This is a genomic window from Streptomyces sp. NPDC103540 (genome assembly GCF_055584445.1).
Window position 1 is genome coordinate 19,057 of the sequence record NZ_JBVJMA010000023.1, and the last position, 18,628, is coordinate 37,684.

Genomic DNA, 18,628 nt, shown 5'->3' on the forward strand with positions numbered 1-18,628 from the left:
TGGATTCGGTGTGGAGTCGAGCGATGGTCGAACAACCTCATCCGCCCGGGTGCCGTAACGGATTCGACAGGGCGAAGTTTTCGAAGAAATGTCCGAAGATGGCTGCGGGGCGTCTCCTGCGGGGGTGAGCGCGGTTGAACTCACACGTTGGGGTGGAGTCGAGCTCACGGCACCCGATCAGGGTCTTGCGCAACGGATGTTCGATCGGGTGAGTGCCGGGTGGCGGTCCACGGGGAGGTGATGGCGAGCGGATGCTCGGCACCCGAATCCATGCGGATGCACGCGCCGACGGGGAGGGTGACCTTGAGAGAGGTGTGTCCGTACGGGAGGCCGTGGGCCAGGGGCCATTCGTAGCCCTGGCACAGCTCGTCGACCATGTCGGTGACGGTGATCCCCGCGCTCGGCTCGCACGCCATGTTCTCTCCGACGATCAGGCCGGCGATGCGGTCGAGGACTCCGCAGTCACGCAGGTGGGTAAGGGCCTGGTCGAGGAGGTCTGTGGGCTTGAACGCGTCTTCGATGGCCAGGATCGCGCCGTCCCACCGCGGCTCCCACGGGGTCCCGAGCAGGCACCGAAGCGAGGACAGGCAGCCCGCGATCAGTGGGCCTTCGGCGACGCCGCCACGGGTCCAGGCCACGGGTGCCTCGAACAGGGCGGCGGTGGTGTCGCCGGCGAGCATCGCAGTGAAGTGAGCGAGCGTCTGGGCCGGCACGTCCGGGTCGGCGAAGTCCCACATCACCGAGGGCCCGTGGAGAGTGACAAGCCCGGTGCGCGAGGTGATCGCGTTCAGGATGAGGCTGGGGTCGCTCACACCGACGATCAGCTTCGGGTGGGCGGCGATCAGGGGGAGATCGAGATGGGGCAGCAGTCGGTTGGAGTTCCGTCCGCCGCCCGCGCAGACCACGGCGGTGATCGACGGGTCGGCGATCATCTCGTGGAAGTCGTCGAGGATCTCCTCGCTGGTCCCGGCGCGGTATCCCGACCGGCCGGCGGCATGGGGGCCGACCGCAACGTCGAAGCCCATGCTGGTGAGCGTTCGCACTCCGCGGGCGAACACGTCGGGGAGGCAAGCGGGTTCGGGGGCCGAGAGGGTGACGATGCCGATCTTGTGGCCCTTGGAGACGGGTGCCGCGAGTCTGGGTGTCCTCATGAGTGGTGCTCCGTTCGCTGGTTGCTTGGAAGCGGCGGGTCGGTGGGGGCGACTGTCAGAAATCGCTTGCGGTCTTCGCGTCCCGGATCCGCCCGGGGTCCGAGCATCGAGGTCCGGCGCGTTCTCGCAGAGGGTTACAGGGCTGCGGTGGTGCGGAGCCGATACTGCGGCTCCGGTGCGGACGGACCCAGCCGACCGCGTGGACCACTTGGCCCTCCTTCGACGGCTGTTGCGTTCGACAGGCAGAGCGAGACCCGGCGGGCACTACACCTACCGGTCGGGGTCGTCGCCCCACAAGAAGACGTGCGTTCGGAACGACACTCCGTAGCCGCGCTTCAGTGCCGCGTCGACCACTTTCTGGGCGGTCGCGGTGTTCGACCGGGCGTCCGAGCCTTCCGGCATCACCATGACCCGCTGCGAGGGCAAAGCCACGGCCTCGACGATCTGGTCGACCTCGGCCAGGTCCGTTGTGGAGTCCTGGGTGACGACGAACTTGAACCAGGCCCTGCCCGTGTTCCGTAGCGCGGTGAGCGCCTTCGGCTTGTGCCGCTTCCCCAGCGGGTTGCCGCTGTTGGCCAGTTTGGGCGACACGTTGTACTGCGTGACGTGTGTGTCGAACTCTGCGAGGGGCGCGATGGTGCCGGCCGTTTCGATGTGGATCTCGTTGCCCCAGCTGCGCAGCTGCTCCAGTAGGGGCACGAGTGCCCGCTGCTGCATCATCGGCTCGCCACCGGAGATCACGATGATGGTCGGCCGCCTCTCGACGTCCCAGAGTGCCTGCAGACGGCTGAGGACCTCGGCGGGCCCCATCTCCTTCTCGCCGTACGCGGGCTCGCTGCGTTCGTACTGCTGTCCGCTGCGGGTCTTGGCCGCCTTGGCGGCCGTCACTGCCCAGGTGTAGGCGGTGTCGCACCAGGTGCACTCCAGGTTGCAGTCCCAGAGCCGCACGAACAGGCAGTGCCTCCCGGCGGCACTGCCCTCCCCCTGGACGGTGGGTCCGAATACCTGGCTGATCCTCATCTTCGGGCGCGTCTCGTTCTGGCGGGTGAGGGTGGGGAGCTGGCTCGCGGCGGGCCATGTGGACACGGAAGTGGATTCCTTCTGGGAGTGGGCGGGGGCAGGGCGGTTGCCGGCGCGCCCGGGGCCTGGACGGTGCCCGTGGCGCCTGTGTGTGCGGATGTTCCCCGCTCCGCGGGCCGGGCGGTTGACCGGCGGATCGGGGGCGCGTGCGACGGTCACAGGTGGGCGGTTCCGGGCAGGCGGCCGAGGACGGGCAGGGCGGTGAACGCCTCGGCGTGCAGGGCGCCGCTGCGCCTGCCCCAGATCCGGGCGAGGTCTTCGGCCATCGGGCCGAAGTGGTCGTCGACCGGCTGGGATGTGTGGCGGCGCAGGGCCTGCATCTTGGTGTCAAAGGTGTCGGTGACGTCGACCATCACCGTGGGGGCGAGCGGTCCGGCGAGGGTGAGGGAGTTGTAGGTGTCGCAGCTGTAGAGGCGCCGGGGGCGGCCGGTCGCGATCTTCGCCTCGGGCAGGGCTTCGAGGACGGCTTCGGCGATGTGCCGGTGGTCGGCGTGGGCGTCGAGGACGGGGTGGGTGATGACCACGTGCGGCTTCAGCTCGATGAGCAGGGCCTGGATCGCGGCGGGGGTGAGCTCGGCGAGCTGGTGGAGAGTGGCTCCCAGCACGGCCGCTCCGGCCTTGGCCTCGGCGTCGCGGACAGGGTCGTGGAGGGGGACGGCGATGTGGACGGGGGCGTGCTGGGCGTGGAGGGCGAGGGTGCCACCGGCCCACAGCTCGGCATCGTCGGGGTGCGCGAACACGGCGAGTACGGACTGCGGCCCGGCCGGGTGGTCGTCAGGATTGCGCGGCACGGGAGGCTCCAGAGGAGTTGGGAGTGCGGGCCGGGACGAGTCGGCCGTCGAGGATGGTGAGGGTGCGCATGCCGGCCGCCAGCGCGGCGGTGACGCCGTCGGCGGCGTCGTCGACGGCAAGGCACTGGCTGGGGTCGACGCCCAGGCGCCGGGCGGCTTCCAGGTAGGCGTCCGGCTCGGGCTTGCCGCGGGGCACGTCGTCGAGGGTGACGGCAACCGGCAGCAGGTCCTGCAGTCCGAGCTGGTGGATACCGTGGCGGACGAGCACCGCGGCGGCGCTGGAGGCGACGGCCAACGGAACGCCGTGTCGGTGAGCCGTGTGGAGGAGAGCGAGGGTGCAGGGGATCGGGTCGGGTGGCGGTCCGGCGAGCAGGGCCGCCCGGCTGCGCGCGACCACCTCATCGACGGGTGGACAGGGAAGGTCGGCGTCGGCGGCGAGCTGGGAGATCAGCTCGCGTACGGGCAGGCCGGCCAGTTCCCGGTAGCGGCCGGCGGGAACACTGACGCCGTGCGGCGCCAGTGCGCCCTGAAGGGCGGTGTGGCGGGCGGCGGTGTTGTCGGCGACGGTGCCATCCCAGTCCACTATCAGCGCCGCCGCGCCGCGAAGGAGTTCAGCGGGGTTCACAGGGTCAGCGTCCGGCGGTGGAGGATCTGTCCGTCGGGGCCGAGGACGGCGATCTCGGTGGGCGGGGGAGGGGCGTCCTTCGGCCACCACAGCGTGCCCAGCCCCGGCAGGCGGATCGGGCTGCATCCGGGCGGGATCGGGGCCGGTGCGCAGGCGTCGCCGGGCACGAGCACGCCGACGGGGTGCGGGCCGGTGCCGCCGGCCCTGGCCGCGTCGGGGGTGGGGGTGTGCTCGTCGTGCCAGACAAGGGTGGCGGCGCGGCCGTCGTCGGGTACCGGGTGTTGAAGGGTGCGGACCAGCACCGCGGTCGCGGTGAGCGGCCGGGGGCTGGTGCGTTGGGCTGGGACGGCCGGGGCGGGGCGGACGGTGCCGGCGTCTGCGTCGACTTCGACGAGGGTGCCGGGAGTGATGGCCCGGCGTGCGTCGGTGACGTTGGTGACGCAGGGGATGCCGAGCTCGCGGGTGATGATCGCGGTGTGGGAGAGCTCGCCGCCGGTGGTGGCCACGACGGCGGCGGGTCCCGTCAGGAGCGCCGGGACGGCTTCGGGGCCCAGTGCGTCGCAGACCAGCACCTGGCCGGTGATGCCGGCGTCGCCGACGGCGTGGACGGCTGGGCCGGTACCGGTGCCGGGGGAGGCCGCGATCCCCCTCAGCACCCGTTCGTCGCCGGCCGTCGTCCCGGAGGCGGCGTGGTCGGTGAGCGGGGTGGTGAGCGGGCGTGCCTGCACGAGGTGGAGCCTGGCGTCGGTGTCGATGGCCCACTCGACGTCGATGCGGTGGAGGCCGAGGGCCGCGGCGGCCCGGGCGGCCGCCGCGAGGAGCTGGTCGCGTGCTTCGGCGGTGAGCACGGGCCGGTCGGCCAGGGCGGTGGGGGTGTGCAGGTGCAGTACGCCGGCCGCGGATGTCTGGATCTTGGCGCGGCTCTGGATGCCCGTTCCGAGGTCCACCCACTCGCCCGGCGGCATCCCGGACTCGGCGAGTGTGGCGGGCAGTTGGATGGTCTCCTGGCAGGCGGGCCGGACGGTGTCCTCGGGGCCGGGGCCGGGGCCGGGGCCGGGGCCGGGGCCGGGGCCACCGGTGTGGATCTCGCCGGTCACCCGGCCGCCCACGAGCGGCTCGGCCAGGCCGCGCACTGCCTCGATCCGCCAGCGGGTGCACTGGGCGGCGGTGACTTCGGCGGCCAGGACGCCGGAGCAGGCCGGGCGCAAGACGGCCTGGACGAGGACGGCCATGCGCACCGCGCCGGTGACACCCATGGCCTGCCCGTACGCGGTGACGGTCGGGTGGTGGGCGGAGGCGCGGACGGCACGGACGGCGTCCAGCAGCGCGGCGGGCTCGGCCGGGGCGATGCGGGAGGTGAACAGGCCGGCGAAGGAGGCGCCCGGTCCGTCCTCGGCGGTCGCGGAGGAGCGGGCGATCAGCCCGTACGGTGCCGGGATGCGGGCGAGGATCTCCTCGACGGCGGCGGTGAGCTGTTCGTCCGGGTGGCCTGCGGGGATGACGACGCCCGCGGGGATGGGCAGGGCGGCGGCGGCCAGGCGGGCGAGGGCGGTGGCCTTGGCTCCGGCGGTGGCGGTGTCGAGGTCCTCGCCGAGCGTGGGCAGGGGTGTGGTCATCGGTCGGCTCCCGGGGCCAGCAGGTCGGCGGTGGTGACGGTGGCGGGGTCGGCGCCGTGGCGTTCGCACCAGCGGCGGACGGCGGCGAGGTAGCGGTGCCGTTGGACCTTGCGGGTCTCCTCGCTGCCGGCCGCCCAGCGGCAGACGATGGTCATCGCCTCCAAGCGCGCGGTGGCGTCCGGGTCGCCCGCGGCGGTGAGGTGGGCGGCGAGCACCCAGGCATCGCGCAGGTGGACGGCTCGGCTGCGCGAGGCGTCGATGAGATGGCGCTGGCCGGTGGTGTCGGTGGCGGCGGTAGCGGTGAGCAAGTGGGCGGCGCGGGCGTGGTCTTCGAGGGGCATCGCGGCGGCGGCCGGGGAGCCGTCTCCGTACAGGGTTCCGGCCCGCGCGGCGAGGTCGTCGGCCGCGGCAGCCAGGGTGCTGCCTTCGGCGAGCGCGGCGGCGCCATCCAGAAGCACCAGGTGGGCGTCCAGCAGGTGACCGGTGTCGTCGGGGGTGTTCAGGGCGAGGCGGCAGGCCCGCCCGTCGGCGTCATCGCCGAGCAGGCCGGCGAGCAGGCGCTGCCAATCGTCATCGGGCAGGAGCCAGTTCACGATGTGAGCGCTCATCACCCCGAGGAACGCCTCGGTTGCCGCAGCGAGTTGCGGCCCGGCCGCCGCACCGGCCTTGAGCTGGTGCTCCAGCGCGAGCAGGGTGGCGTCGGCGAGGCGGTGGCGCTGTGCGGCGGCGGCGGTCATCTTCGTTGCGTAGGCGGGATCGGCGAGGAGCTGGTGCCAGCGCCCGGTGAGGTCGAGGTGATCGGATTCCGGGATGTCGACGATCCCGGGCCGCCGCAGCCGCCCGTACGGGCGGTGGTCGTCCATGAACACGCGTGGCCACCGTGTGAGGGACAGGGTGTACAGGTCGAGCTCTAGCGGGGTGCTGCCGGGCCTGGTGTGCTCGTAGTCGCAGGTGAGCTGGCCGTTCCAGACGGGCTCCACGGTGTCTCCCTTGGCGGGTCCGGCGGCGCGGTGGCCGGATCGGTGACGTTTGGTCATATGGGTGGTGCGTGGTGTGAAAGGCTCGGCCCCTGCCGCCCGGGGGCCGGTGCGGCGCCGTAGGTGGCCGAGTGCCGAGGAGCAGCGAAGTGATCAAGGAATCGACGGCGAGTGCGTTCGTCTTCCGCGTCGGCGGGGACGGGCAGTGCAGGACGGCGCTGGTGTGGCACCCGCGGCTGGAGCTGTGGCTTCCGGCCGGCGGGCACGTCGAGGTGGACGAGGGGGCGGCCGAGGCCGCGTTGCGTGAGATCGAGGAGGAGACGGGGCTGCGGGCCGAGCTGCTGCCCGGTCCGTCGCTTCCGCTGCCCTCCGGCTTCCCGCACGGTGCGCCGGTCGCACCGTGGTGGGTGGTGGAGATGGACGCCTGCGCCGACAACCACACCCGCGAGCCGCACCGGCACATCGATCACGTCTACGTCGCCCGGGTGGCCGACGGCGCAGTACCCGGTGGGGTGCACGAGGTGCGGTGGTTCACCGAGCGGGAGGCGGCTGAGGTCGAGGGCCTGTCCGAGGACTCGCGCCTCCAGGTGAAGCAGCTCTTCGCGATGATCGCTGATGGGTCGCTGCGCCTGGCGGCGTGAGACCGGGCGGTCAGAACAAGGCGCTCTGCTCCGCGTCCGGGACGGCCGGGGCCAGGCGCTTGGGCTGGAGACCTGCGGCCATGTCCAGTTCCAGCAGGGTGCGCCACCGGCCCATCGCGCACCCTTCACCCAGCAGAAGCTGAAGGATGCGGGCGGTGACCTGGACGTCCGGCATCGCCCGGTGCCGGTCCGCGGGCCTGGGGATGCGGTAGTGGGCGAGCAGGTTGTCCAGCCGGTAGGAGCCCAGATGCGGCAGGACGGCCTTGGCCAGGCCGATCGTGTCGAGCAGCGGTGTTGCGGCCAGGACAGGGCAGTGCTGCCCCTGGTGGGCGATCAGGCCCGCTTCGGTGTGCGCGTGGTGGGCCACCAGCCGGTACGGCGGCGCGCTCAGGCGGGCGTCCAGGCGGGCCATCACCTCCGCGGCCGAGGGAGCGGTGGCGAGGAGGGCGGCGGTGAGGCCGGTCTGGGTGGTGTCCATCGTGGTGACGGGGACGTCGGCGGGCGGGCGGATCAGCGACTCGAACCGGCCTGCCTCAACCAGCCGGCCGCCGTCGGCGCGCAGCGCGAGGGCGGCGACCTCGATCGGCTCGGCGGGCCGCCCGACGGGGGTGAGCGCCTCGAAGTCGATCACCACGAAGGTCGTGGTGGTGAAGCGAGCGTCGCGCATCAGCTCTTCCACGCGGCGGCCTCCTGCCGGATTGTCAGCGCCCACTGCTCGATGGCCTGTTCGGTGTCGTGCTCGGTGAACGGGACGGCCAGCAGGGTGTCCACCGTAGCGCGGGCGTGGGGAAGATCGCCGGTGGCGTAGCCGGAACAGGCCGGGTGCAGGTGGGCTGCGGTGAGGCGGTGGGTGCCGACGCTGTTGGGTACGCCGAGGCCGGCGAGGTGGGTGGCGAAGGCGCGCGGCTCGGGCAGCGTCAGGCGCCACAGGGCGCTGTAGCCGTTGGGGATCTCGCCGTCGGCCGGGGCGATGGGCTCAAGGCCCGCGGCGGCGCCGACCGTGCGGTGAAGGTCGGCTGCCTGCTGGCGGCGCTGCGCCAGCGCGTCGGGGAAGCGCTGGAGGTTGCGGCGGGCGAGGGCGGCGAGCGGCTCGGCGAGGCGGTGGTTGACGCCGAGGCGGCTGCCGGCCGGTGCCCCGGGAGCGGGGCTCTGCCAGTGGGTGCGGTAGGCGGCGGCCCGGTCGGCCAGCACATCGTCGTCGGTGAGCAGGTATCCGCCCTCCCCGCACGAGATGATCTTGCCGTCCTTGAGGGAGAAGCAGCCGATGTCGCCGACGGTGCCGGCCGCCCGTCCCCGGGTGGTGGTGCCCTGGGCCTGGCAGGCGTCCTCGATCAGTCGCAGGCCGGTGGTGCGGGCGTAGGCGGCCAGGTCGTGGATGTTGTCGGTGCGCCCGGCCAGGTGGACGGCGATGACGGCCTTGGTGGCCGGGCCGCTCCTCGCGGTGAGGTCAGCCAGGTCCAGGCCCCGGCCTTCGGCGGCGGCGTCGACGAACACCGGGCGTGCCCCGGCGGCGACGACGGCGGCGATGGTCATGACGACGGTGACGGCCGGCACCAGAACCTCGTCGCCGGGTCCGATGCCGCAGGCGGCCAGCGCGGTGGTGATCGCCGCGGTGCCGGAGGAGACCGCGACGGCACGGCGGCTGGCGAACGCGGCCGCGAGCTCGCCCTCCAGTGCCCGGGCCTCCTGGTAGCCGGCCGGGGCGGGCATGCGGGCGAGGGCCGCCGCCATCGCCTCGTACGCGGTGGTCTCAGGCACGGTCAGCCTCCGGTCGGGTCGGTGCGAGCACGGAAAAGCCGGTGAGCGGCCACATGTTGACGCAGTCCGCGGAGAACAGGGAGCAGTCGGCGCCGCAGCCGCTCGGGGCCGGGAACAGCTCCCGGGCGGCGGTGTCCTTGATGGTGCGGCGGCGCTGTGGCGGCGTGGCGGCGATCTTCAGACCGGAGGGGCAGTCCCAGACCGTGCCGTCCGGCTGGATGAAGTAGAGGGTGTCGCCGCCGAAGCAGCCGGGGACCAGCTGGGTGGGCCTGGTGACGGCGGAGGCGACCTGACCGGCGTAGGCGCGCTCGGGCAGCACCAACGGCAGGTCCGCTGCGTACAGCTCGTCGAAGTGGCGCCGCAGCTCGGGCACCTGCTCGGGGGTGAGGGACAGCGTCCGGGCCAGCTTGTGGCCGGGGTCGAGGGCGATCGGCTGCGGGACGGCGTAGTCGCAGCCCAGCATCGCCGCGAGTTCGGGCACGGCGAGGATGTCGGGCAGGTTCTGGCGGGTGATGACGCTGTAGATGCCGACCTTGGGCCGGGGCGCCGAGCCGCGGGCCTGAAGCAGTGCGCTGATCCCCGAGACGACGGCCTCCCAGCCGTCGCCGTCGCGGCGCGGCGGCCTCCACCGGTCGTTGTGGACCGGGTCGGCGGAGTCGAGCGACACCGACACCGCGTCGACTCCGAGCTCGATGAGCGGATCGCGCAGGTCCGCCCGGTTCAGAGCGACGCCGCTGGTACACACCACCACCTCCGCTCCGCCCGCCTTGACGATCTCGATCAGTTTGATGATCGGCCTCCACAGCAACGGCTCCCCACCGGCCAGGAACACCCGCCCGACGGGCGAGTCGGCCAGCGTGGCCGCGAAGGCCAGGACCTGGTCGGTGGTCAGGTCGTTCGGCGAGAGATGGGAGAGCACTCCGAGCTGGGTCGGCATCTGCACCCTGTGCTCGGCGGTGGTCCCGAAGTAGCAGTAGAGGCAGCCGTGGGACGCGCAGAACGAGCGCAGGCCCCACAGCAGGCTGATGGTCTTTCCCGCCTTCACGCTGCCACCCCGTCCGGCGCCGTGGCTGCCGCGTCGCGGCACAGCCCGGTGATGAGAGCGACCGCGCTCTCCTCGTCGAGGACCCGCCGGTCCAGCACCACATAGGTGTCCGACACGGCGGCCAGCAGGTGGTAGAGCCGCCTGGCACGGGACATCAGGGCCCACTCGTCGGGGCTTGCCGCCTGGCCGATGCGCCGTTCGAACCGGGCCCGGCACGCGTCGGGGTCGTCGGTGATCAGCACGGTGGCCGCGGGAGCGGGCCGCCACATCCGGATCATCTGCTCGATGGCCATCGCCCGCTCAAGCGCCCAGGCGTCGGTGGCGCCGGCTGTCTCGGCGAGAACAGCGGCCTGGTAGACGGCCACCGACGCCGGGCCGCGGTCCTCCAGCAGCACCTGGCCGGGGCCGGCGGGGGCGAGGGCCTCGTGACGGTGGACCTGGAGCGCAGCCAGCAGCAGCGTCTCGGTGCCCGGGTGGCCGGTGCGCAGGAACCGGTCGCCCCCGCTGTGCAGCGCGGCGATGACCTGGCCGGGCAGGCCGGCCGGCGCGGAGTCGGGCAGTTCTACCAGGGGCAGGCACACCGGGCCCAGGGCGGCCGAGGCCAGAGCGCCCAGGTGGCTCTTGCCGACCCCGTTGACGCCTTCGAGGGTGACCACGGCACTCATCGCACACCGCCGGCCAGCTGGGCGACGCGGCGCAGCCGCTCCACCGCGGCCACATCGTCGGCCAGCGACCCCGTGAGGTACTCGGTGGCGGTGCGTGCACCGTGGGCGCGCACCCCGCGCGCCACCATGCACGAGTGGTCGCCGACCATCCACACCGCGACCTGCTTGCTACCGGTCAGACGGGCGACGTCCTCGGCGATCTCAGCGCCGAGCCGCTCCTGCAACTGGAGCTTGTGGGCGTGCCGGTGGGCGATCCGCACCAGCTTCGACAGGCCCAGCACCCGGTCGGCCGGGGCATAGGCCACGACGGCCTCAACGGTGAACGGCAGCAAATGGTGCTCGCACAGGGAAGCCGTGCGGATGCCTCCGACAGCGACGCACCCCTCGCCCTCGGCGTGGTAGTCGAAGGTGGTGTCGGTGGTGCCCGCCTCGTAGGAGAGGAACTCGGCGAGGAACCGGGCGACGCGGGCCGGGGTGTCGGCGAGGCCGGGCCGGGCGGGGTCCTGGCCGAGCGCGACGAGCAGGTCGCGGACCAGGTGCTCGACGGCGACGCCGTCGATCGGGGCGCCGGCGGCGGCGGGGTGGGTGGGCGCGGCAGCGGGGATGGTCAGGGCGGTGTTCACGAAGGTCCTCCACTTGTCCGTGGGAAGGGTGACGGGGACGCACGGGTCGCCCGTGCGACGAAGCGCGGTACGCGGCGGGGCTCAGAGCCCGAGGGCGTCCAGGAGCTGGCGGGCGGACCGCTCGGGCGTGAAGCGGGCAACCCGTCCGGGCGCGGCCGCGCTGGCCCGCTCGTACTGCCCGGCGTCATCCAGCAGGTCGGCCACGGCCGACCACAGGGCCCCCGGTCCGGCTTCCAGCGGTGCGTAGCGTCCGGCCTCGCCGGCCAGCAGCGGCACGTTGCCCAGGTCGACGCCGACCACGGGGGTTCCCACCGAGAGTGCCTCGGCGGCGGTGAAGCAGAACGTCTCCGGCACCTGGGTGGCGATGACGGTTGCGGCGCCACCGGCGAAGAACGCCGGGACCTCAGCCCAGCCGAGCGCCGGCAGGATGCTCACCAGACCGGGGCGCCGGGCTTCGGCTTCCCGGCAGGCGGCCAGCGTCCGGGCCTGCCCGCCTGCCTGGAGCTCGAACCCGGCCTCAGCCAGGACCAGCTCCACGGGTCGCTCCCAGTCCGGGGGCAGAGCACTAAGCAGCTCGGCCAGGCCCTTGGCCGAGTCCGCGCGCGAAACGAGCCGCACCGGACCGCTTTCGCGCAGCGTGGCCCGCTCCTGGGCCGTGGGGGGTGTGATCAGGGTGTGCAGGGCGTTGGACACCGGCCGCCAGCGGCTGGTGTCCAGCCCGGCCGCCGCACCGCAGTCGGCGAGGTAGTCGCTGGCCGGGCAGACGATGTCGGCGCCCGCGAGGGCGTCCTTCCAGCGCTGCTCCACGCCGGGGCGGATCTTGTGGACCATCAGCGCGGTGGTGACCCCGGCCGGGGCAGGGTGCAGGTAGCCCAGACCCCACAGGGTGTCCGCCCAGCAGACCGCGTCCACGCCGTGCCCGGCCAGGACGGAGCGGACCTCCGCCACCACCGGCGCGGGGTCGCCGAGGGCGGCCAGCACGTCGGCGTTCGTCGCCGGATGGGGCAGGCGGATGCTGGACAGCCGGACCAGGCCCGGCTCCAGGGCATCCAGCCGGCCGGCCGGGCCCGCCGCCAGCACCAGTGGGGTGTGCCCGAGCTCGCGCAGCCCCTTGGCCAAGGAGCCGATCGACCGGTCGATACCCGAGGGCTGATCGGGCCGGTAGGACAGCAGCACCAGCGCGACCGTGCTCATGACGATCCCTCCGCCCGATCGGCAGCGGACGCCTCCCAGGGGAAGACGACCCACCCGCGGACACTCTCTCCGATCCAGGTCACCGTCTCCTCGGGCGGCTTGCTCCCGGTCCAGTTCGCCTCGTTGACCACCAGCACGGCGCTGCGCACCCGGGCGGCGCCAGCCTGCTCCACGATCCGCACCGCGCTGGCCAACACGTGGCCCGTGCCGGCGACGTCGTCCACCACCAGGACGTCCAAGCCGTCGATTGCGCCCAGCGAGGCGGGGTTGCGGACAACGGGTTCGCACGTCTTGGCCGCATGGGTGCTGTCGTCGATGGTGTGGGTCACCTCCAGCACCCGCACGTCACGCACACCAAGCTGGTGGGCGAGGAGCAGGGCCGGGGCCATGCCGCCGCGGACGACGGCGACCACGGTCTGCGGCGCCCCGGCGGCGCGGGCAGCATCCGCGATCCGGGCGGCTTGCCCCTGTACGTCGGTCCAGTCCAGGTGCCTGATCCGGCCGGCCTGCGCTCCGCCTTCGTTCGCGCAGGCGGCCGCGGTGGGCCGGGTGCTCACGCGGACTCCAGCGTGAACTGCGCCCAGGTGCCCGCCGTCTCGGACAGGCGCACCGTCAGAGGGCGCCCGCTCGGGGCCGTCAGCTTGTGCTCGGCGAGCCACGCGGTCAGCACCGCCGCCAGGTGCTCACTGGTCGGGTTGAGGTCAAGCACCGTGTTGAGGGCCTGCCCGTGGAAGCGCGAGAGCACGAACTCGCGCAGCTTCTCGGGCACCGGGAGGAGTGTGTCCCTGCGGTCCGGGTCCGGGAGGGTCAGCAGGTAGGCGTGGCCGTGGTGGCGCCCGCACTTGTGGCCGTCGGGCAGGTCACCCAGCCAGTGCCGGGCCCGGAAGTGGACGGCCTGGTCATCGGCGGGGGCGGTAAGGCGGCCGGTATAGACCCGGACGTCGGCGAGCAGGCGGCGTACGTCGTGAGGCATGTTCTGCTGCGCCCACGTCCGGATGTGGGCGGCGATGCCGGCGTCGGTGGGATCGGCCAGGACCGTGTTCAGGTCGTGGTGGTCCAGGACCGCGTCGATGTGCTGCTGGAGGCCGGCCAGGTCACCGAAGTCGACGACGAAGCCGGGCTTGGTCAGTTCACGGACCGTCAGGACGACCTCGACGGTGATCAGGTCGCTGCTGTCCGTGCCGTCGACCGTGCGGGCGATGTCGCAGGCCGCCCGCTTGCCGATGGCGTAGATGCCGCCCACCGGAAGGTCCGGGAGCCGCCCGGGCAGCAGGGAGCCAGCCGCCGGGCCGGCTCCGAAGGGGGAGTTCATCGTGCACCTCTGGGGATCTGGGGGTAGGGCAGGGCGACGGACCGCGCTACCGGGGCCCGGCTCTGACAAGGGAGGGGAAGTGGCGATCTGTGCTGAACCGAGCACACACCGCCAGAGCCCCGGGAACAATGGCGGACGCCGATCCATGAGCGATCCCAAATCCCGAGGAGCGTCGCGATGTCCGAGCAACTGCGGAACGATCTGCGCCAGGCACGCCGGGAATCCGGGATGTCCTGGGAGCAGTTCGCCCAGGCGACGCGGTTCACCCCGGCGTACCTGCGCAACGTGGAGAACGGGAACAGATCGGTGACCATCGACGTGGCCGCGGCCTACGATCGGGCGCTGCGAACGGACGGCCGGTTCGCAAGGGAACTGGCCAACGGCGCCAGCGCCCCGGTCGCCGTTCCGTGGGGTCGGGACGGAGCGACGCTGGCGGTCCTCACCGACCTCATGGACGGGAGGAGAGGACGAGTGGACCGCCGGGGTTTCGTCAAAGTCGGAGCCGCGCTGTCGGTGTCAGCAAGCAGTTGGGCCAACGCCCTTCTCACCCGCCCCAGCGTCGGCGTCGAGGGCGAGAACAGTGCCGGGGGCACGGCCCTGCTGGCCAACGTGGCCGGCCGACTCGAACTCCTGCGCCGGATGGACGACGAGCTCGGCAGCAAGGAGGTCCGCGAGCAGGCCCTCGGGGAGCTGTCGCTCACCGTGACCCTCCTCAAGGCCGGCCGCTACCAGGGAACCGCCGCAAACCGCCTGCTCCGTCTCGCCGGCGAAGCAGCACGCCAGGTCGCCTGGTGCACCTTCGACCAAGGCCACCGCCCCGGCGAAGCCCAGGGGTACTTCGACGCGTCCCTGCGCGCCTCCGCGGAAGCAGGAGACACCACCGGCGGCGCCTACACGATCTCCTTCGCGGCCGTCCAGCTCTACTCCACCGGCCAGGCCAACCGCGCAGTGGCTCTCCTGGAGACCGCCCGCTCACAGTTGGGGCGGCACAGCACCCCCCGCATGCAGGCCATGCTCGCCGCCCGCACCGCCCGCGCGCTGTCGAAGACCGGGGCCAAGGCAGCGACCGGCCGCCAGCTCCACCTGGCACACGCCATGCTGGACAAAGACCCACAAGGCGACGAACCCGAATTCCTGTACTGGGTGACCACTTCGGAGGTGGAGATGATCGCCGGCTCGTCCGCGCTCGACCTCGGTGACCCGGCCGAGGCCCTGCGCCGCTTCGAGGCCGGCATGCGGGCACACCCCAGCGTCGACGAGGAGTTCCCGCGCAGCCACGCCATCTACCTGGCCCGCGCGGCCGAGGCCCACCTCGCTCTTGCCGACCTCGATGCGGCCGTCGCCACCGCCTGGCAGGCGGCCGCCTGCCTCGGCTCCGTCGACTCCGCCCGTTCCTCGTCCCAGCTGAAGGGGCTGCGGGCCAAACTCGCGCCGCATGCCGCCTACCGGCCCGTCGCGGACTTCCTACAGGCCGCCGCCGGGTAGGCGCAGCAGCTCGCGCAGGCGCCTGGCCACCACGTCCTCGTCCAGCCCCAGCAGCGGTGTGAAGCCGAGTGCGGCAGCGCCCTCCAGGTTCGTCTCGCTGTCGTCGACGAACAGGCACTCCTGCGCACTCACGCCGAGCCGGTCCACGACGATCCGGAAGATCGCCGGATCCGGCTTGCGGACACCGACGTCCGCGGAGAGCACCACCGCATCGAACGCACCGTTGAGGTCGAACCCGGCGTACGGGTCGAACGGCTGGCGGCCAAGTGAGTTCGACAGCACCGCCGTCTTGATACCGGCTGCACGCGCCTGACGGGCGACGTTGAGCACCGGGTAGGCGGGGAACGCGTCGTGGAGGTAGCGCGCCATCAAGTCGGCGGGCTCGACGCCGATCAAGGCTCCGAAGCCGGAGTTCCACTCCTCCTGGCTGATCTGGCCGAGCTCCAGCCGGCGGAACAGCTCCTGCCCCTCGGGGGAGGCCCACCCTCGAAGGAACGTACCGCGGACGATCTTCTCCCGGTCTTCGAATGCCTGGATCACCTCGACCATGTTGAAAGTCAAGACACCGAAGAAGTCGAATACCACCGCGCTGAACGGGGTCACCGGAGATGTCGTCATCCCGGAAGACTAGGCCGCCCAGCAGGTTTCGGGAACAAGCTCACCTTCTGGCTCGGTGTTCGGCGGGCGATCGAGGCACGCCGGAGGAGGCGGCTTCGCCGCGTTCCTCGTCGAAGTCGGAGCGGAGACGTTCGGCTTGGTCGGCGGCGCCGGGGCGGTGCTCTGGTTCGCAGCCCGAGCTGTCAGGGCCTGCGCGCGGGCCAGACAGCGGGCCATCGACTCGAAGCCGGGGCCCGGTTCGAGCGTCCGCAGGCAGTGCTCGTGGAGGAGCCCGTCGAGGACGCGGTCGGTGTCGTGCCGCCCGCGGTGTCGTGCGGCTGGGCGATCCACCAGGCGTGACCGGCTGCCGGCTGCCGAGGAACCCCTCCGTGATGGCGAGGAGCCCGGCCACCACATTCACACGCGGGTCGGCATCGGCGCCGGGCCGGGCGGCAGCCTGGTCGGCGACGACGGCGGTGTCCGCCTCAATCACCGCCTCCGCGGCCTCTAGCAGCGGCACCTCGCCCCACCGGCCGGAGTGCGGCCGGTAGGGCACAAGCACGACGTCGCGCAGCGCACCGGCCCAGGCCCCCATGAGGCCCGCTACGACCCCGCTCTCGGCCGGGACGCCGACGCGGACCGTCAGCTCCAGGAACGGAGCGGTCGCGTCGTACGGGCGGGCCCACCACACGGCGTCGTCGAGATCCGCAGCGAGCGCGGGCAGGTGGTCGACCCAGAGGTCGCGACGGCCGTGCGTGGGACCGTGCAGGAAGGCGTCCACGCACACGATGCCGTGGGCGCAGCCGTCGAGGAGGCCGGTGTTCTCCAACACCGCGACGCGGAAGACGGCGCGGCTGGCGGCCGGGCCGAGGAAGTGGGCACGCCGGGCGCTGGCCTGGGCGGCGGCGGGTGAGAGGTCAAAGCTGTCCAGACGGACGGCGAGGGCGCGGGCCAGCCACAGGCCGATGCCGCCGCCACCGCATCCGGCGTCCACGAGGAGCTGGCCGGGACGCATCCGAAGCCGCGCCGCAGGAGCCCGAGCAGGGGCCAGTCGCAGGACCTCGAGGCCGCGACCTCTCAGCTTTACGAGAACAGGGCCGACGAACAGTGGAGCGGGCATTCCCACCCGCTCCACTGCCGCATCACGTCCGCGTCGATCCCGCAGTAGAGCGCCACCGACACCCCGGCCCGTCCCGGCAAGGCTCCATCACGAAGCTGACGACCTCGGTCACAAGGGCAGCCCGGCCACTCGCTGGTGTGCTTGTCCGAGGACATACTGGGCCCGCTGAGCCGAGTCGAGGTGTTCCGGGAACGCATCGAGCTTCGCTACCAGGTCCGAGAGGTGCGCCTCGATGTGGTCAACCCTCCGCGGGGCATTCTTGCGCATGCCGGCCAGTGCCTTGGAGACCAGCCCGGTCCGCAGACGCGGGAGGACGTACACCGGATGGCTGGCCGCCAGGTTGAGGTCGGTCAGGGACAGCTCCTTGCCGACCTGTTCGGCGATGAGCTCGTAGGTGGCGACGATGCGTCCGCAGATGTATCCCGGAGTGTCGCGGGAGTCGCTCAGTGGCACGGGATCTCCTGATCACGTCGATACGGGCCGATGCCCGCTCCGTCGCGGGGCACCGGGATGCCGCTCTCGCAGTTACGATCCTCACCACGGCAGCCGGGCCGTGCTCTCGACCGCGCCGAAGCCGCGCGGTGTGCCACATGCCGGACTGTACCGCGCACACCGACATGTCCGGACCGGTTCCTCGGTGTCGAAAGCCCGGCGTGCCTCACGTGGGCTGTTCGGCAGAGGCGGCTGATGCCGGCACAGCGAAGGGCTCCGGCGGTACCGTCCGGAGCCCTTCGCAACTCCGATAGCCTTGCCCGGTCGTCGCCTACTGGGGCTGGAACGAGGCCGGGAGAGAAACACCGTGGTGAAGGTCCTTATCGCCGGGGGAGCCGGTTACATCGGCAGCACGGTCGCCTCGGCCTGCCTGGACGCGGGCATCACCCCCGTGATCCTGGACAACCTCATCCGGGGCCGCCGCGAGTTCACCGAGGGCCGCACCTTCTACGAGGGCGACATCGCGGACGGCGCGCTGGTCGACCGGATCCTCTCGGAGCACCCGGACATCACCGCCGTGGTGCACTGCGCGGCGCTGATCGTGGTGCCGGAGTCCGTCGCGGACCCGATCGGCTACTACGAGGCGAACGTGGCCAAGAGCCTGGCCTTCGTCAGCCACCTGCACCGCAACGGCTGCGACCGCATCATCTTCAGCAGCTCGGCCTCCATCTACCAGGCCGAGGACGGCTCGCCCGTCAACGAGGACTCGCCGCTGGCGCCGCAAAGCCCCTACGCCCGGACGAAGGCGCACTGCGAGGAAATGTTCGCCGACATCGCCGCCGGCGGTGGCCCGCGCATCGTGTCGCTTCGGTACTTCAACCCCGTCGGGGCCGACCCCCAGCTGCGGACCGGGCTCCAGCTCAAGCGGCCCAGCCACGCCCTGGGTGTGCTGATTCAGGCGCACCAGGAGGGCCGTCCGTTCCCGATCACGGGGACGAACTATCCGACGCGCGACGGCTCGGGCATCCGGGACTACGTGCACGTCTGGGACCTCGCCGCGGCCCACATCGCCGCGATCCAGCGCTTCGACTCCATCCTCACTGAGATGCGCTCGATCGCGATCAACCTGGGCACCGGCTCCGGCACTACCGTCCGGGAGCTGTGCGAGGCGTTCAACAACGTCGTCCCCACACCCCTGTCCACCATCGACACCGATCCGCGGCCCGGTGACGTGGCCGGCGGCTACACCAAGAGCGACCGGGCGGCCGAGCTGCTGGGGTGGACGCCGAAGCTGTCCCTGGAGGACGGCATCCGCTCCGCCCTGGAGTGGATCCCGGTGCGCGACGAGCGGCTGAAGGACTGACTCGTCCCTTCCATCGCCGAGGGCTACCTGGAGGACTACCGCATCGCGGTGGTCGGCGTCCGCGACAGCGAGGCGCGTCGTTCGGGTGGGCGGGCGACCGGTGTCGGGACAGGCCAGGGGGTTCAAGGGCCGGGCGTGGCGCCCGGCGACGTT

20 protein-coding genes are annotated in these 18,628 nt (G+C 72.4%); 3 read left to right on the plus strand and 17 right to left on the minus strand.

Annotated features, from left to right (window positions below):
- Window positions 1–164 precede the first annotated feature (164 nt).
- The 6 genes from ACZ6ZI_RS36790 to ACZ6ZI_RS36815 all read right to left on the minus strand — a co-directional run bounded on the left by ACZ6ZI_RS36790 (window position 165) and on the right by ACZ6ZI_RS36815 (window position 6,243).
- Window positions 165–1,151, minus strand: coding sequence for a S66 peptidase family protein (locus ACZ6ZI_RS36790; RefSeq protein WP_469528668.1), 987 nt, complete (start codon window positions 1,149–1,151; stop codon window positions 165–167).
- Window positions 1,152–1,421: 270 nt separating this feature from the next.
- A complete protein-coding gene (locus tag ACZ6ZI_RS36795) occupies window positions 1,422–2,237 on the minus strand; it encodes a 7-carboxy-7-deazaguanine synthase QueE (RefSeq protein ID WP_469528671.1) in 816 nt (271 codons plus the stop codon).
- Between the two features lie 149 nt (window positions 2,238–2,386).
- Window positions 2,387–3,022, minus strand: a complete 636-nt coding sequence (locus ACZ6ZI_RS36800) for a PIG-L deacetylase family protein (protein ID WP_469528673.1) — start codon at window positions 3,020–3,022, stop codon at window positions 2,387–2,389.
- Window positions 3,006–3,647 carry an HAD family hydrolase gene (locus ACZ6ZI_RS36805; protein ID WP_469528675.1) on the minus strand — a complete coding sequence of 214 codons (642 nt, stop codon included), beginning with the start codon at window positions 3,645–3,647 and terminating at the stop codon, window positions 3,006–3,008. The genes ACZ6ZI_RS36800 and ACZ6ZI_RS36805 overlap by 17 nt, the downstream gene beginning before the upstream one ends.
- Window positions 3,644–5,263, minus strand: a complete 1,620-nt coding sequence (locus tag ACZ6ZI_RS36810) for a PEP/pyruvate-binding domain-containing protein (RefSeq protein WP_469528678.1) — start codon at window positions 5,261–5,263, stop codon at window positions 3,644–3,646. Before ACZ6ZI_RS36810 ends, ACZ6ZI_RS36805 begins: the two co-directional genes overlap by 4 nt.
- Complete coding sequence (locus ACZ6ZI_RS36815) at window positions 5,260–6,243, minus strand: hypothetical protein (protein ID WP_469528680.1); 984 nt, start codon at window positions 6,241–6,243, stop codon at window positions 5,260–5,262. The genes ACZ6ZI_RS36810 and ACZ6ZI_RS36815 overlap by 4 nt, the downstream gene beginning before the upstream one ends.
- 146 nt (window positions 6,244–6,389) lie before the next feature.
- Here ACZ6ZI_RS36815 and ACZ6ZI_RS36820 point away from each other — a divergent pair, with 146 nt between their 5' ends.
- Window positions 6,390–6,881 (plus strand): NUDIX domain-containing protein, encoded by a 492-nt coding sequence (locus ACZ6ZI_RS36820; RefSeq protein ID WP_469528682.1) that lies wholly within the window; start codon window positions 6,390–6,392, stop codon window positions 6,879–6,881.
- Between the two features lie 10 nt (window positions 6,882–6,891).
- Here the strand turns inward: ACZ6ZI_RS36820 and ACZ6ZI_RS36825 are convergent, their stop codons facing one another.
- The 8 genes from ACZ6ZI_RS36825 to ACZ6ZI_RS36860 form a co-directional block, all read right to left on the minus strand.
- On the minus strand, window positions 6,892–7,560 hold the full coding sequence (locus ACZ6ZI_RS36825; RefSeq protein ID WP_469528684.1) for a 3'-5' exonuclease: 669 nt from the start codon (window positions 7,558–7,560) through the stop codon (window positions 6,892–6,894).
- Window positions 7,548–8,639, minus strand: a complete 1,092-nt coding sequence (locus ACZ6ZI_RS36830) for a DegT/DnrJ/EryC1/StrS family aminotransferase (protein ID WP_469528686.1) — start codon at window positions 8,637–8,639, stop codon at window positions 7,548–7,550. The genes ACZ6ZI_RS36825 and ACZ6ZI_RS36830 overlap by 13 nt, the downstream gene beginning before the upstream one ends.
- Entirely contained in the window at window positions 8,632–9,684 is a 1,053-nt protein-coding gene (locus tag ACZ6ZI_RS36835) for a radical SAM protein (RefSeq protein ID WP_469528688.1), read from the minus strand. Before ACZ6ZI_RS36835 ends, ACZ6ZI_RS36830 begins: the two co-directional genes overlap by 8 nt.
- Window positions 9,681–10,340: a nucleoside/nucleotide kinase family protein gene (locus ACZ6ZI_RS36840; RefSeq protein ID WP_469528692.1), complete on the minus strand. Its 660-nt coding sequence runs from the start codon at window positions 10,338–10,340 to the stop codon at window positions 9,681–9,683. The genes ACZ6ZI_RS36835 and ACZ6ZI_RS36840 overlap by 4 nt, the downstream gene beginning before the upstream one ends.
- Before the next feature lie 5 nt (window positions 10,341–10,345).
- Window positions 10,346–10,972 carry a GTP cyclohydrolase I gene (gene folE / locus ACZ6ZI_RS36845; protein ID WP_469528695.1) on the minus strand — a complete coding sequence of 209 codons (627 nt, stop codon included), beginning with the start codon at window positions 10,970–10,972 and terminating at the stop codon, window positions 10,346–10,348.
- Between the two features lie 81 nt (window positions 10,973–11,053).
- The gene (locus ACZ6ZI_RS36850) at window positions 11,054–12,166 is read right to left on the minus strand and encodes a glycosyltransferase family 4 protein (RefSeq protein WP_469528697.1); all 1,113 of its coding nucleotides are present in this window, start codon (window positions 12,164–12,166) and stop codon (window positions 11,054–11,056) included.
- Complete coding sequence (locus tag ACZ6ZI_RS36855) at window positions 12,163–12,723, minus strand: phosphoribosyltransferase (protein WP_469528700.1); 561 nt, start codon at window positions 12,721–12,723, stop codon at window positions 12,163–12,165. Before ACZ6ZI_RS36855 ends, ACZ6ZI_RS36850 begins: the two co-directional genes overlap by 4 nt.
- Window positions 12,720–13,478 (minus strand): 6-carboxytetrahydropterin synthase, encoded by a 759-nt coding sequence (locus ACZ6ZI_RS36860; protein ID WP_469528702.1) that lies wholly within the window; start codon window positions 13,476–13,478, stop codon window positions 12,720–12,722. Before ACZ6ZI_RS36860 ends, ACZ6ZI_RS36855 begins: the two co-directional genes overlap by 4 nt.
- 177 nt (window positions 13,479–13,655) lie before the next feature.
- Here ACZ6ZI_RS36860 and ACZ6ZI_RS36865 point away from each other — a divergent pair, with 177 nt between their 5' ends.
- A complete protein-coding gene (locus ACZ6ZI_RS36865) occupies window positions 13,656–14,963 on the plus strand; it encodes a helix-turn-helix domain-containing protein (RefSeq protein ID WP_469528704.1) in 1,308 nt (435 codons plus the stop codon).
- Here the strand turns inward: ACZ6ZI_RS36865 and ACZ6ZI_RS36870 are convergent.
- From ACZ6ZI_RS36870 to ACZ6ZI_RS36880, 3 genes are all read right to left on the minus strand, one after another.
- Window positions 14,943–15,581, minus strand: a complete 639-nt coding sequence (locus ACZ6ZI_RS36870) for an HAD family hydrolase (RefSeq protein ID WP_469528706.1) — start codon at window positions 15,579–15,581, stop codon at window positions 14,943–14,945. The genes ACZ6ZI_RS36865 and ACZ6ZI_RS36870 overlap by 21 nt on opposite strands.
- 40 nt (window positions 15,582–15,621) lie before the next feature.
- Window positions 15,622–16,575, minus strand: a complete 954-nt coding sequence (locus tag ACZ6ZI_RS36875) for a methyltransferase domain-containing protein (RefSeq protein WP_469528708.1) — start codon at window positions 16,573–16,575, stop codon at window positions 15,622–15,624.
- Between the two features lie 213 nt (window positions 16,576–16,788).
- Window positions 16,789–17,133: a type I-C CRISPR-associated protein Cas8c/Csd1 gene (locus ACZ6ZI_RS36880; RefSeq protein ID WP_469528711.1), complete on the minus strand. Its 345-nt coding sequence runs from the start codon at window positions 17,131–17,133 to the stop codon at window positions 16,789–16,791.
- Window positions 17,134–17,479: 346 nt separating this feature from the next.
- On the opposite strand from ACZ6ZI_RS36880, the gene galE reads away from it, so the two are divergent.
- Entirely contained in the window at window positions 17,480–18,475 is a 996-nt protein-coding gene (galE, locus tag ACZ6ZI_RS36885) for a UDP-glucose 4-epimerase GalE (RefSeq protein ID WP_469528713.1), read from the plus strand.
- The last annotated feature ends 153 nt before the right edge of the window (window positions 18,476–18,628 follow it).

What these genes read in the sequence shown, in the direction of transcription:
- ACZ6ZI_RS36875 (WP_469528708.1), bottom strand. Translation starts at nt 16,575, where the DNA reads ATGCGTCCCGGCCAGCTCCTCGTGGACGCCGGATGCGGTGGCGGCGGC.
- ACZ6ZI_RS36860 (WP_469528702.1), bottom strand. Translation starts at nt 13,478, where the DNA reads ATGAACTCCCCCTTCGGAGCCGGCCCGGCGGCTGGCTCCCTGCTGCCC.
- ACZ6ZI_RS36850 (WP_469528697.1), bottom strand. Translation starts at nt 12,166, where the DNA reads ATGAGCACGGTCGCGCTGGTGCTGCTGTCCTACCGGCCCGATCAGCCC.
- ACZ6ZI_RS36870 (WP_469528706.1), bottom strand. Translation starts at nt 15,581, where the DNA reads ATGACGACATCTCCGGTGACCCCGTTCAGCGCGGTGGTATTCGACTTC.
- ACZ6ZI_RS36810 (WP_469528678.1), bottom strand. Translation starts at nt 5,263, where the DNA reads ATGACCACACCCCTGCCCACGCTCGGCGAGGACCTCGACACCGCCACC.
- ACZ6ZI_RS36790 (WP_469528668.1), bottom strand. Translation starts at nt 1,151, where the DNA reads ATGAGGACACCCAGACTCGCGGCACCCGTCTCCAAGGGCCACAAGATC.
- ACZ6ZI_RS36865 (WP_469528704.1), top strand. Translation starts at nt 13,656, where the DNA reads ATGTCCGAGCAACTGCGGAACGATCTGCGCCAGGCACGCCGGGAATCC.